The 13,983-nt window shown below is 36.7% G+C and carries 8 protein-coding genes and 2 pseudogenes; 6 read left to right on the forward strand and 4 right to left on the reverse strand.

All coding sequences use genetic code 11. The annotated features are described in order from the left end of the window. The first annotated feature begins 660 nt into the window (after positions 1-660). The 5 genes from V7137_RS07645 to V7137_RS07665 all read left to right on the forward strand — a co-directional run bounded on the left by V7137_RS07645 (position 661) and on the right by V7137_RS07665 (position 8,045). On the forward strand, positions 661-1,944 hold the full coding sequence (locus V7137_RS07645; RefSeq protein WP_335697531.1) for an ABC transporter substrate-binding protein: 1,284 nt from the start codon (positions 661-663) through the stop codon (positions 1,942-1,944). A 404-nt stretch (positions 1,945-2,348) separates the two neighbouring features. Further along, positions 2,349-2,879, forward strand: coding sequence for a carbohydrate ABC transporter permease (locus tag V7137_RS07650; protein WP_335697565.1), 531 nt, complete (start codon positions 2,349-2,351; stop codon positions 2,877-2,879). Between the two features lie 4 nt (positions 2,880-2,883). Continuing rightward, positions 2,884-3,762 carry a carbohydrate ABC transporter permease gene (locus tag V7137_RS07655; protein ID WP_335697532.1) on the forward strand — a complete coding sequence of 293 codons (879 nt, stop codon included), beginning with the start codon at positions 2,884-2,886 and terminating at the stop codon, positions 3,760-3,762. Between the two features lie 48 nt (positions 3,763-3,810). Then, positions 3,811-5,985: a 1,3-beta-galactosyl-N-acetylhexosamine phosphorylase gene (gene gnpA / locus V7137_RS07660; RefSeq protein ID WP_335697533.1), complete on the forward strand. Its 2,175-nt coding sequence runs from the start codon at positions 3,811-3,813 to the stop codon at positions 5,983-5,985. A 14-nt stretch (positions 5,986-5,999) separates the two neighbouring features. Next, entirely contained in the window at positions 6,000-8,045 is a 2,046-nt protein-coding gene (locus tag V7137_RS07665; RefSeq protein ID WP_335697534.1) for a beta-galactosidase, read from the forward strand. A 32-nt stretch (positions 8,046-8,077) separates the two neighbouring features. On the opposite strand, the pseudogene V7137_RS07670 reads toward V7137_RS07665, so the two are convergent. Beyond that, a pseudogene (locus V7137_RS07670) lies at positions 8,078-8,328 on the reverse strand (IS3 family transposase); the annotation flags it as partial. Positions 8,329-8,526: 198 nt separating this feature from the next. Further along, a complete protein-coding gene (locus tag V7137_RS30625; RefSeq protein ID WP_420490102.1) occupies positions 8,527-8,772 on the reverse strand; it encodes a helix-turn-helix transcriptional regulator in 246 nt (81 codons plus the stop codon). A gap of 249 nt (positions 8,773-9,021) precedes the next feature. On the opposite strand from V7137_RS30625, the pseudogene V7137_RS07675 reads away from it, so the two are divergent. Further along, a pseudogene (locus V7137_RS07675) lies at positions 9,022-10,032 on the forward strand (IS110 family transposase); the annotation flags it as partial. An 83-nt stretch (positions 10,033-10,115) separates the two neighbouring features. Here the strand turns inward: V7137_RS07675 and V7137_RS07680 are convergent. Then, positions 10,116-10,811 carry a hypothetical protein gene (locus V7137_RS07680; RefSeq protein ID WP_335697535.1) on the reverse strand — a complete coding sequence of 232 codons (696 nt, stop codon included), beginning with the start codon at positions 10,809-10,811 and terminating at the stop codon, positions 10,116-10,118. 96 nt (positions 10,812-10,907) lie between these two features. After that, a complete protein-coding gene (locus tag V7137_RS07685) occupies positions 10,908-13,883 on the reverse strand; it encodes a glycoside hydrolase family 2 TIM barrel-domain containing protein (RefSeq protein WP_335697536.1) in 2,976 nt (991 codons plus the stop codon). Between the last annotated feature and the right edge of the window lie 100 nt (positions 13,884-13,983).

A 13,983-nucleotide genomic window follows, 5' to 3' on the forward strand; every position in this document is an offset into this window, starting at 1 on the left:
CACTTATATTAACTTATAAACACATAGTTATAAGTACTACCTCTGTAGCACTCCTTATAGCACTAATATTATTTACCATATATAAGCTTTCCTTTGGATTATTTTTCGTTAGCTTTTATGCGCTTGTTTCCACCTATTTTATTGAGAAGGTACTTAAAAGATATATTAAAATCTAAACCTAGTAATAAAAACACCTGTACTTTTGCAAGGGCACTGAAAAACCTCCGGTTTTAAAGGGGCTCTTTATCGTACAACTCAAAAAGACGACTTAAAAATTCACATTTGTGAATTTTGAGTCGTCTTTTTCAATCTTAGGGGGCTATTTTGCCCTAATCTGGAACGATTGTTTGTGATGGTTATTCTGGCCTAAGATAAGTTGGAAGGCGTTACCTTCGAATCAATGGTCAAAAAAGATTCAGATTGAATGTAGCAAGTAAATGAAGTAAGCCGTATATTCGATTGAAAAAATCAGAATATACTGCTATTTGTGATGCGTACAGGAAAGGTGCGCTTATTTTTATAATTCGGGCTTACCTTTAATCAATTATGCTAGTTTAAATCAAGAGGATAATATAAATCAAAAAAACATTAATATATATCATTCAATGATAATGTAAAAATAATTAAAATATAACTATAAAGTGTGAAGGGGGAAAAAAAGTGATTAAAAAGAAATTATTAAAAAATTTAAGCTTAGCTTTAGTAGCAGCAACACTACTAAGCACCTTTGCTGTAGGGTGCTCAAATACAAAGAGCGCATCAACAGCTAGCGATAAAAAGGTAACACTAAAAATGGCTCTTTGGGGAGACGACGAGTATAAGTATATGACAGAAACTAAAAAGATAGCAGATGCTTATAAAAAGGTGCATCCAAATGTAACTATAGAAGTGGAAAAAGTTGGAAAAACTGAATATGATAATACAATGAAGATAAGAAGCACAGCAAATCAGCTGCCAGATGTATTCCCAATTAGACAAGCAAATCTTTCACTTTATGGGGATATTATGGTACCTCTAAATGATTTAAAGGCAACTGAAAACAATTTATATGCTAAGGAAACTATGATTAAAGGAAATGTAATAGGGTTACCAGAAGCAGTATTTAATGAATTTGTTTTTTACAACAAGAACATTTTCAAAGAATACAATTTAGAAATACCTAAGACTTGGGATGAGTTTATAAAGGTTTGTCAAACAATAAAAGATGGTAAGAAATATACACCACTTGCATTGGGCTTAAAGGATTCTTGGGTAAATTATCCACTTAATGAATATATGCCAATGCTTGAAGCAGGAGATGGACAATACTACAACAAGATGGCTACTAAGGATGATCCTTTTACAAAAGGACAGCCATTCTACAATGCATATACAAAGATTCAAAAATTATATGATGCTAAGGTTTTTGGAGATGATCCATTAGGATATGGTTGGGATCAGCAAAGAGCAATGTTTGTAGCGGGAAAAGCTGGTATGTTAGCAGCTGGCTCCTGGTATAAGAGTGATTATAACCAAAATGGAGGTAAGGATGAGAATTTAGGAGTTTTCTTATTACCAACAAGGAATACTACTAGCGATCCATTCTACAATACTGCAATGACTGAATTCTTCTGGGGAGTTCCTAAAACTAGTAAAAATCAAAAGGAAGCAAAAGAATTCCTTGAATGGTTCTTTGGTGATTATTATACTCAGCTTGTTTCTACTCTTAGTATAAAGCCTACAATGAAGGGTGTAAGTTATAATGATCAATTCTTTGCTCAAGCCTTTGATGGTGTTGATGCTAAGTCAGTAACTGTTTTCTATGATGATAAGTATAACAAGGTAAAGAATGCCATGAAATTTGACGTTAATGGCATAGGTCAACAGATGGTGACAGGCAAAACTAGTTTAGATTCTATAATGAATGATTTAAATGCACAATGGAAAAAAGCAAGAGGTAACTAAAAAGTAAAATAATTAATTAAAAGAAGAATAAGGTGCCTTTAGCTGCTTTATTCTTCTTTTAATTAGCAGGCTAGGAGGCGGGTTATGTTTAAAAATAATGAGTTAAAGATGCAGAAGAACATAGTGCTAGTTACATTCTTATTTATTCCCACTATTTTAATAAGTTTATTTATGATATACCCAATAATAAATCTAGTAGCATTAAGCTTTACAAGCTGGGATGGACTGAATCCTACAAAAACCTTTGTAGGATTAAAAAATTTCAAGAAAATAATATTTGATTCACCGGAGGTATGGGTATCGCTAAAAAATAATGCTGTATATTTTGCGGGGCATTTGCTTTTTATACCTATTGAATTATTTTTAGCATTTTTATTAGACNNATTACATTTTTACCTTATATAATTAACACAGTTGCAGTTGCATGTATGTTTATCTTTCTTTTTAGCTCACAAGATGGAGTGTTAAATAGTATGCTGCAGTTTTTTCATATGAATAAAATAGGATGGCTTAGCGACCCGGAAATTGTTAATTATTCTCTTACTGGAGTTTCTATATGGAAATTTTCTGGTATCCATATAATACTTTTTTTAGCGGCATTTCAATCCCTTCCAACGGACATGATTGAAGCATCTATTATTGATGGAGCAAGCACCTTTAAACAGTTTTATCACATTGTATTACCAAATATAAAGCCTGTTGTTGAAATAGTATTATTTTTGAACGTGAGAGGAGCCTTGCAGATATTTGATATTCCTTATGTTATGACTAGCGGTGGTCCCAATCATGCTAGCGAAACTTTTACATTACAAACAATAAATACAGCCTTTCAATATCAAAATTTTGGATTAGCCTGTGCAATGGCAATTGTATTGATGATAATAATAATAATTTTCTCCATTATTCAAAAAAAATTATTTAACTTAAAGGGGTGAGAAAATGGAAGCTAACTTAGAAATAGAAAAGGAAACCACCGTTAATATTACAAGGAGATCTGTCAGTGGAGGAGGAGTACTAAAAATACTACTATTTATATTTATATCAGCTATAGTAATTTTGCCAATACTAATTACAGTTTTTGCATCATTTAAAAGCTTACCTCAGATTGGTTCAGAATCAGCACTTAAACCACCTACTAGTCTTAATTTTGAAAATTATAAAGAGGTTCTTAAAAGTGCAAATGTGTTTATTGGATTTAAAAATTCCATGATATTGGTTGTAGCTGCAGTTGTTATAAATTCTATACTTAGCACTATGGTTGCATATTGTTTAACTAGATTTGATTTCAAGTTAAAAAAAGCATATTTTGCTATATTCCTAGTTGGATTAATAATACCAGGTATTGTTACTGAAATATCAAGATTTGGATTAATGACTAATATTCATGTATATGACACTCTTTTAGCACCTATACTCATATATGCCGGTGCAGATTTAATGCAAATATACATTTATAATCAGTTTTTACAGCAGATACCGGTTTCAGTAGATGAAAGTGCCATGATGGATGGAGCATCATATTTTACAATTTACTGGCGAATAATTTTTCCTATGGTGATTCCTGCAACAGCTACTTTAGGCATACTTAAAGCTGTTGATGTTTTAAATGACATGTATATACCATTTTTATATATGCCAGGAGTGGAGCATAGAACTTTAAGTACTTTACTTTTAAATTGTATACAAGATCCTAGAACTTCTTCTATTCCAATGCTAAGTGCAGCAGCGGTTATAGTTATGATTCCAACTCTATTAATCTACTTTATATTCCAAAAATATATTTTTAGTGGAATAGCAGCAGGTGCTGTGAAGGAATAGTGTGTTGTAGTGAAAATCCAGTGTTCCGAGTAAAAGGAGGAAAAGGCAGTGATAGAAGATTTAAGAAAAGGTAGATTTACTTTACCGGCGGAAACAGGAATTGATAATGAGGTTAAGCGAATTATAGAAAAATGGGGAGCAGATGCCATTAGAAATAGTGATGGTACTATACTATCAAAGGAATTAATGGATATGGCAGTAAAGGTATACACAACCTATTTAACTGTTAGAAATGATCAACAGTGGGCCTATTCCCATAGAGATCAACTTCAAATGCAGTATTTAATGTCTAATCATAATACCGCTGCAAACGAGGTGTTAGAAATAGACCTTTTAGATGGATACTTTAATAAACAATTTGAAATAGATAAGGACCATGATATTAAAAGATATTGGGAGGTTATAGATAGAACTAGTGGCGAGTTGTTAGATGTGAACCACTGGGAGTTTGATTGCAACACTCAAAAGGTTGTAATCAACAATGCTAAAAAGTGGCATAGATATACTGTGAGTTTTTTAGCATATCAAGTTTGGGATACAACTCAAATGTATAATCATCTAACAAATAATTGGACTACAGCACCAGAGATGCCTTATGATGCAATCCATGAAGAAACCAGGGAGCATATCTTTAGCTATTTAGATAATTGGCTTAAAGAGAATCCCAGTGTAGATGTTGTTAGATTTACTACATTTTTTTACCACTTCACAATAGCTTATAATGACAAAGCAAAGGAAAAGTTTGTTGATTGGTTTGGATACAGTGCTAGTGTAAGTCCAAAGGCCATGGATGAATTTGAAAAGGTAAAAGGCTACAGGCTAAGAGCAGAAGCTTTCGTTGATGAAGGATATTATAATTCCCCCTTTAGAGTACCTTCTAAGGAATTTTTAGATTGGATTGATTTTGTTCAAGGCTTTGTAGCTGAAAATGCTAAAAAATGTGTTGATTTATGTCATAGCTATGGAAAAGAAGCAATGATGTTTTTAGGTGATAACTGGATTGGAACAGAACCTTATGGAGATTATTTTGGAAACATTGGACTAGATTCAGTGGTAGGCTCTGTGGGAAGCGGAGCTACTTTAAGATTGATTTCCGATATTCCTCACGTAAAATATACAGAAGGAAGATTTCTACCATATTTCTTTCCAGATACCTTTTATGAAGGTGGAAACCCAACAAAGGAAGCAGTAGAAAATTGGGTACAAGCAAGGCGTGCAATACTTAGAAAGCCAGTGGAAAGAATGGGTTATGGTGGATACTTGAGTCTTGCGCTAAAGTTTCCAGAGTTTGTAGAGAAGATAGAAGAAATCACTAATGAGTTTAGAGAAATTCATTACAAGATGGAAGGAACCAAAGCTTATACTGCCAAATTTAAAGTAGCTGTGTTAAATGCTTGGGGAAAGCTTAGAAGCTGGCAGACTAATATGGTGGCACATGCTTTATGGTATAAGAAAATATATTCTTATGTAGGGGTAATAGAATGTTTAAGCGGTATGCCAGTTGATGTGGTATTTATGAGCTTTGAAGATATAAAGAAAAAGGGCATACCGGAAGATATAGGTGTAATTATAAATGCTGGTGATGCTGGCACAGCATGGTCAGGAGATAAGTATTGGGTAGATGATGAAGTAACAGGTAAGTTAAGAGAATGGGTACATAATGGAGGCGGATTTATTGGAATAGGTGAACCAACTGCATATCAGCATCAAGGTAAGTACTTCCAGCTCTCAGATATACTAGGTGTGGATAGAGAAATGGGCTATACATTAAGTTATACTAGACATGATAAGGCTCAAGAGGAGACTCACTTTATATTACAAGATCAAAAGTCAAAGATAGATTTTGGCGAAGGAATGATGTATGTATATAGGGTTAGCGATAGCACACAGATTCTTTCAATGGATAATGGAGATATAAATCTTGCTGTGAACGAATTTGGCAAGGGTAGAGCAGTGTATATATCAGGACTTCCTTATACACCAGAAAACGTAAGAATTTTATTAAGAGCTTTATATTGGGCAGCAGCTAAAGAGGAGGAAATGTTCACTTGGTATACTTCAAACAGCAATACTGAGTGTGCAGCATACCTGCAAACAGGCAATGTGGCAATTATAAATAATTCAGATAAAGTACAGGAAACAGAAGTTTACAGAGATAAAAATAGTGCTGTTAAGCTTTCACTAAAACCTTATGAAATAAAATGGATTTGTATGGAGCTATAAGGAGCGATATTTCAATGATTAATGATAAAATTAAAGGCTTTTTTTATGGTGCGGATTATAATCCGGATCAATGGGATGAAGAAGTTTGGAGAGAAGACATAAGACAGATGAAGGTTCATGGAGTAAATGTTGTAACTCTCCCTGTATTTTCATGGGCTAAATTGCAGCCAAGTGAAGAGGAATTTGATTTTTCATGGTTAGATAAAATAGTAAATCTTCTATATGAAAATGGTATTTTCATAAACATGGCTACACCAACTGCAGCGCAGCCAGCTTGGATGAGTAAAAAATATCCGGATATTACAAGAACGGATATTTATGGTCGCAAACGTAAACATGGTGGAAGGGTGAACTTTTGTCCAAATAGTTCCAACTATAAGAGATTGTCAAGTACTATAGCTGGAAAAATGGCTGAACATTTTAAAAATAACCCAGCAATTGTGTTATGGCATGTTAACAATGAATATGGTGCCTATTGTTACTGTGAAAATTGTAGACAAGCTTTTATACAATGGTTAAAAAATAAATATATAACTTTAGAAAATTTAAATAAATGTTGGTATACAAGCTTTTGGGGTCATACAATATATGACTTTGATGAAATTGAGGTACCATCTGCTTTAACAGAGATTTTACCAGGAGCTTTAGCAGGAAGAGATGGAACTTATTTTCAGCCCATGGCTATAGATTACAATAGGTTCATGTCAAATAGTTTGTTAGAATGCTTTAATGGAGAAGTGCAGGAAATAAGAAAATATCATAAAGAAACATCTATTACTACTAATATATGGAGTATAAGCCATGAGTTAGACTTATTTAGGTGGGGAGAACAATGTGATGTTGCTTCTTGGGATAGTTATCCGTCAAATAAAGATCATCCAAGTGTAATTGCTTTTAGACATGATGTGATAAGAGGATTAAAAAAAGGAAAACCCTTTTTATTAATGGAGCAAACACCTAGTCAGCAAAATTGGCAAGCCTATAATGCTCAAAAAAGACCAGGGGTAATGAGGCTGTTAAGCTATCAATGTATAGCCCACGGTGCAGATGGAATAATGTTTTTTCAATGGAGGCAATCTCTAGGAGCCTGTGAAAAATTTCATGCTGCTATGGTGCCTCATGTTGGACATGAAAATACGCGGATTGGAAAAGAACTAAGCAAATTAGGCAAGGAATTACAATACCTTCAGGATAAAATAATTGATTCTAGAACTGAATCAAAGGTAGCAATAATTATGGATTGGGCTAATTGGTGGGGAGTTGAATATTCAAGTGGACCTAGTGTAGATTTAACATATATTGATAGAATAATGAAATATTATAAAGCCTTATATGATTTAAATATACCGTTAGACATAGTTGAACCTACCTCAGATTTATCAAAATATGAAATAGTAATAGCTCCTCTTTTATATATGGTTAGTGATGCCTCTATAGAAAATATTAATAAATTTGTAAGTAGGGGCGGTACATTCATAACAACATTCTTTAGTGGCATTGTTGATGAAAATGATATTGTAAGACTTGGTGGATATCCAGGTGCCTTTAAGGAACTGCTTGGTATATGGGTAGAAGAGGTTGATGCACTATATCCTGATATGAAGAATGGAATAAGGGTAGAAAAGCAGCTGGAGGAAAATGAGAAAACCTTTGAATGTAAATTAATATGTGAAGTAGTTCACAATGAAAATGCAATTGTACTAGGAACCTTCACAGAAGATTACTATAAAGGCTTACCTGCAATAACAGAGAATTCTTATGGAAGTGGAAAGGCCATATATGTGGCATCGGAACCAGAGGACAATTTAATAAAAGTATTAATTGAAAAATATTGCGGAGAAAAGAATATTAAACCTATATTTAAAACTGATGCAGAGGTAGAGATAACTAGAAGAGTGAAGGAAAATAATGAATATATATTTATATTAAACCACAGCAATATTTTACAAAAGGTATCACTTGGAAAAAACTCATACACTGATTTATTTAATGGAGAGATTTTAGAAAATGAAATAGAAATTGAACCAAAGGATGTATTAATTTTAAAAAACTCGGGTTAGTGTTCTGAACCCAAAAAGTTAGACTCGAATTTTTAGGCAACTTCCTGGGCATGAGTTCGGTATTCAACCGGACTCATGCCTTTTGGTTTTGCCTTTATTCGTTTGTGGTTGTAATAGTGGATGTAATCTTCTAATTCTTCTTTAAAAATCTCCATTACTGCATTATCTAAACAATTGCCTTTACGAGACATACTTTGTGTAATCCCTTGTTTTTCTAATGAGTACTGATACTGCTTCATCTGATAATGCCAGCCTTGATATCTGAGTGAAGAATGGGGGAATCGCCAACCTTAATTGTTCAAAAGCCTTGTCCAACATCTAACTTATCTTCTTCAGTAAATTTAGCCATAGAAAAATCTGCACCTCCAATTGTTAGTTGTGTCTAACAATTCGGGTGCAGTTCATAGCTACCCGAGTTTTTACTATTCAGAATTAAGTTACCTTTGGTTACTACCTGCTAGATTCCTAAGCTTCGAAGAATTTATAAATATTTATACTTATTTCTAAATTCTCCAGTTGTCAAATGTATTTGTTTCTTAAACACATAGCTAAAATAAGGTGTGTTTTCAATGCCGCATTGAACTGCTATTTCTGCAACTGATGTATCAGTTCTTATCAGCAAATCCTTTGCTTTATCAAGCCTAGTTTTTGTAACAAATTCATTTGGAGTAACTCCCATGGCTTCGATAAATATTTTGTGAAAATAGTTGGGAAAGGCCCCCCTCACCCCGGGCCAGATTTATCTCTTTTCTTGATCATTTTTATCGAAATAGCGGGCTTTACAATGTTATGCTGCAGAACAAGGATTTTCGCTAAAGAGTGTTCGATTTATTGTTAGATATCATCACTTTTTGGGCAGAAGATAGAAAAGCGAAATGGCGGTCGTTTCGGATGCCTAATGAGATAATTGCTTCCTCAACACTTGGCATCGTATCATGGTGGTTACAAGAAGGGACACCTTATAGTCCAAGTTACTTTGCACAAAAGATCTTTCCGATGTACAAATAAAACTGCCCATCATAATAAAAGGTCAACCGTTAAACATCTTATTGTTGGTGTGGATATTGCTCAACAATTACATGTAGCTCGAGCTGTTAATTTCCGTGGAATAGTGATTGGAGATCCACTCACATTTAAAAATAATGAAGAGGGATTTGCTAGTTTACTAAAATGGATTAAAAATCTACAAAGATTAAACAACCTAGACGAAGCTATAGTAGGGATGGAACCTACTGGTCATTACTGGATCAATCTTTCAAAATGGCTATCTAAACAAGATATTGAGGTCGTAACAGTAAACCCTCATTTAGTAAAAAGGAATAAAGAAAACCGTGATAATACTCAATCAAAAAGCGATAAAAAGGATGCCCTAGTTATCGCTGACATGGTGAAAAACGGTTACTACTCTGAGGTTAGATACACATCAGAATCATTCGAAAAACTTAGAGTTCTTATGTCCAACCGTGATGTAGTAGTTAAACGCCTCGTTAGTTCTATTAATCAATTAAATCGCTGGGTTGATATTGTATTTCCAGAACTTCGACAAGTATTTAAAGATATTAAAGCTAAAGGGGCCATCGCAACCCTCCGTTTATTCCCATCCCCGGTAGAATTAGAGTCACTGCAACCTAACGACGTTATTACTGGTTGGAAATCAATTATGAAGAGACAGCCTGGATTAAAAAAGGCTATATTACTCCTCCAAGTAGCTAGGAAATCCGTTGGAATAAGACAAGCACTTGATGCGTATAAATTCCACCTTGAGCAACTATTGGAGGAATATGATTTAGCTGTAGTACAACTCGAAAGAGTTGAAAAACAAGTGACAGAAGTATTAAATAAGATCCCATTCGCTCAGAAGTTACTTACTATAAAAGGAATTAGTGAAATTTCTCTAGCTGGCATATTAGGTGAGGCAGGAGATCTAAGTAACTTTTCTCACGGTAATTCTCTACTTCGCCATGCGGGATTACATGTAGCCGAAGCAGTAGACTGCCAATCCTTTGCGTAGGGGCGGTCTACTTTTTCTTTAAGTAATAATGGAGTATTTTAACTCGGTTCAATTAGCTTCTAAACGTAAGAATAGTAGCATAGAACAGGACAGCTAGCAGCCTTTGCTGATTGAAAGGCTTCAGATACGTTAAATGAATTATTTAATAGAAGAGAATAACGATATTGATGGAAGCCGCCTAAATCTACTTTAAAATTAGTTTCCCAGAAATTGTCCATCACCCATTCATAAACATCATCATCTGCAATGAAAAGCTCATTACCTATCAGAAAATGTTCTCCGTTCCATATAAGAAGCTTGTTTCCTTTTGGAGACTGCCAATAGAAAGGGGTCTGCTTTTTGAATAAAGGATGGTAGCCATGATGGGTATGAATGCATGACATTAAGTTTTTTATCCCATTCTCATATAGCGCATCAGCATATCCCCAGCTATAGCCATTAATATCAGCGGTCATGGCAGTAGTCAATTGAATTGCGTAAGGCTCCATATATTGAACACTGCTGGCAATTGTATTGTTCAGAACGGTATAATCAATCAATTCCGTCATGTTTAGGTAGTTGCCGGAAACTCCGATTTCACCCGATTTGACATATTTAATAAAATTATCGATATAAGGTTGATCTGCTGTTTCTAAAAACTTCTCTACGCACCAAAAGCTTTCGCAATTCCATTTGAAGCCTTCCCACTTGGTCTCTCCAGCATGAATGGCATTCAGAATATCAATGACTTCTTTAATAAAATAAATATGATGCAATTCAATTTTCTCTTGATAGTCTGTATAGCCTTATATATGTGACTGTGGTGGATCAAATATAAGGTGAATTTTTGTTGTGACATAGGAGAACCTCCATCATGATTTCTTCTGAGGCAAAAATGCATAGTCGAACACAAATTCTTTCTCCGTCAAACGATATTGCTCCAGTGTATAAGGACCACAGCTTCCAGAGCCGACACCGGTCATGGCATAGTCAATGTTCCATACGATGCTGCCACTTTTTTGCAGCTCGAAATGGTGTTTCTTGGCAGCAAGCTCTTCACGAGTATACTCTGAAGCGCAGAAGCTAAAAGGCGTTGTGCTGCATACCTTGATCGCCGTAGCCGCGTTTGACAATGTGCATTCTTCGGTATCGTAGTGTGAACTGTTCTCCTGCGGATAAATATAGTTTTCAAAAAGATCCGGCACTATTGCATGAAACTTGCTTTTATAACAGCCTGCATGCTTATCGGCATAGCTCTCATGCGGACCATTGCCGAAATAGGTGCAATTCTGAAAATCTTCGGTAAGAAAATAGCGCATGCCAAAACGCGGCAGATAGGCTAGATCTTTGCGCACCGATACGTGCAAATTCACTTCTACGCCTCCGCTTCCATACACTTTATAGACGGCCTTCATCGTACAGAAAGGCGCAGCACAATCTGCTACAAGTGATAGAGGGCAGATAATGGTAACACATGTATTCGATTGTTCTACAGACGTTTCGTACGTATAGGCATAAGCCGCATCCAGCCGCAGGCTTTTCCAGGAATGTTGACCGAAACTGGCAATTCCAGCCTCAATCATATCGTTATCCGTAGGGGCGCGGTAAATATCAAATTCTGCCGGTTGAGCAAAACACTCTTTGCCGTCTACCACACATGAATCAAAAGTACCGAGTGTTGTATTAAAATGATAGGAAAATGCTTCGCCACACACAAGCCATCCAGTTTCGGTCTGCTTAGCCGTTACGGCGTGATGCGATACCGGCAAGATTACGCTCGATTTTTCGGTGGAAAGATCAAATTGATCAAACCCAAGAGATGTTCCGGCAGGAATCAGTGGATGTTCGGCCTTTTGCACATATTCAAATTTCAGATACACACGAGATCCGGTAATTTGCGGCAGTGAAAGCGGCAATTGAGCTTTCGTGTGTGGAGCAAGGTTGAAATCGGCAATGCTGCCTTCGGCTATTTTTGTACCGCTTTGCTCCTGTGTCCAGACGATGGTAAGAGCATCGGAAAGGTCGGCAAAGTCTAGTTTATTTTCAGCCCAGAATGTGTTTCCTTGCCTTGTCACATGAACAGGGCGCGCACAGTTTTTCAGCTCCAGCAGACCGGTGTGCGGCGTGCGGTCAGGATATACCAGCCCATCTACACAGAAATTCCCGTCATGCAGCACTTCACCAAAGTCCCCGCCATAAAGATACTGCGCGTTGCCACTTGCATCATGTTGTACAATAGCATGATCACACCATTCCCACACAAAGCCGCCAGCAAAACCAGAATAACGATAGAACAAATCATAGTATTCGGTTAAGCTGCCAGGGCCATTACCCATGGCATGAGCGAACTCACACAGAATCAATGGCTTTTTACATTCCTGAGCCAGTTTTTCAGTGGTTTCAAGGTCTGGATACATATAGCTTTCTAAATCTAGATTATCAAAATTGAATTTCCCTTGATCTTCATGCATAAAATTCTTGGATTCATAATGAAGAAGGCGTGTACTATCCAAGTTCCGCACGGCTTCAATAGCGGCTACTGTATTGACGCCTAAGCCGCTCTCGTTGCCTAGTGACCAGATCAGCACGCACGGGCGATTGATGTCACGAGTGACAAGACGCTGCACACGATCCACAACAGCCGTTCCAAACTGCGGATCGTGATGTACAAGCGCGTACCAGTCATTATCGCGCCAACCATGGCTCGACCATGCGCCATGCGATTCCATGTCTCCCTCGTCAATCACATAAAATCCATATTCATCACACAGATGATAAAATTCCGGTGCATTCGGGTAATGCGATGTGCGAATGGCATTGATGTTATGCTGCTTCATCAACTGCAAATCCCGTACCATTTGCTCACGCGAAGCTACATAGCCTGTATCGGGATAGCTATCGTGACGGTTTACGCCTTTTAGTTTGATTGGCTGCTCGTTGACAAGTAATACATTGCCCCGTACAGATATCGTGCGAATCCCGATCGTATCTACAATCCGCTCCTGCAAGGTGTCAAGCACCATCTGATACAAATACGGCTGCTCGGCATTCCAAAGCACAGGGTGATCTATAGTCAGGCAAAGTGTGTCATCGCAAGTTTCTCCCTGCGCCACAAGCGTGCCTGCTGCGTCCAGAATTTTGATGGATTTATTAAGTGCTTGACCGAAATTGTCAAACTTGAAAGAGATAGTGGTACTTTCTTGTTGTATTGATGTTTGCACCACATAATGGCGTACATGATGTTGCGGGCGTTTCAATAGATAAACATCGCGGAAAATGCCCGACATGCGGAATTTATCCTGTGCTTCCAGATAGGTGCCATCACACCATTTCAGAACGACGACGGCGATCTTGTTCTCACCATCCCGCAAGAACGGGGTAACATCATATTCAGCAGTGGAATGTGATACCTGACTGTATCCTACAAATACTCCGTTGAGAAATACATAATGACAGGAATCCACACCTTCAAAATTCAAATAAAACTGCATTTCTTCTGTAAGCTCCACTGAAAAGGTGCGTTTATAAACACCGCACGGGTTTTCTTTTGGCACAAAAGGCGGATTGTACGGAATTGGATAATCAATGTTGACATATTGATGCTTGTCGTACCCGTATATTTGCCAGTTGGATGGAACGGGAAGGACGCTGTCTGAAACACCTTCCAGAGAAGCTTCAGCATACGAGGGATAATACGCAAACTGCCAGCTGCCGTTTAAGGGTAATACACGCTCATTGTTTTCTTTCGATGAGGTGGCTTTGCCTGGTGCACAGGGAATATAATAAGCCCGGTCAGGCATGGTGTTGACCCTAACGATCTGCAAATCCTGGTGATAGTTGTAATTCATCATATCTCTCCTTTACCGTGTGATTTATAAAATTTGTACGTCTGCTATCATTGTAGTTAGGAGGATTTTCTTGCTCAACAAACAAATATGTTGTTCTTTT

The organism is Neobacillus drentensis, assembly GCF_036962765.1.
Lineage (GTDB): Bacteria > Bacillota > Bacilli > Bacillales > Cytobacillaceae > Neobacillus > Neobacillus drentensis_C.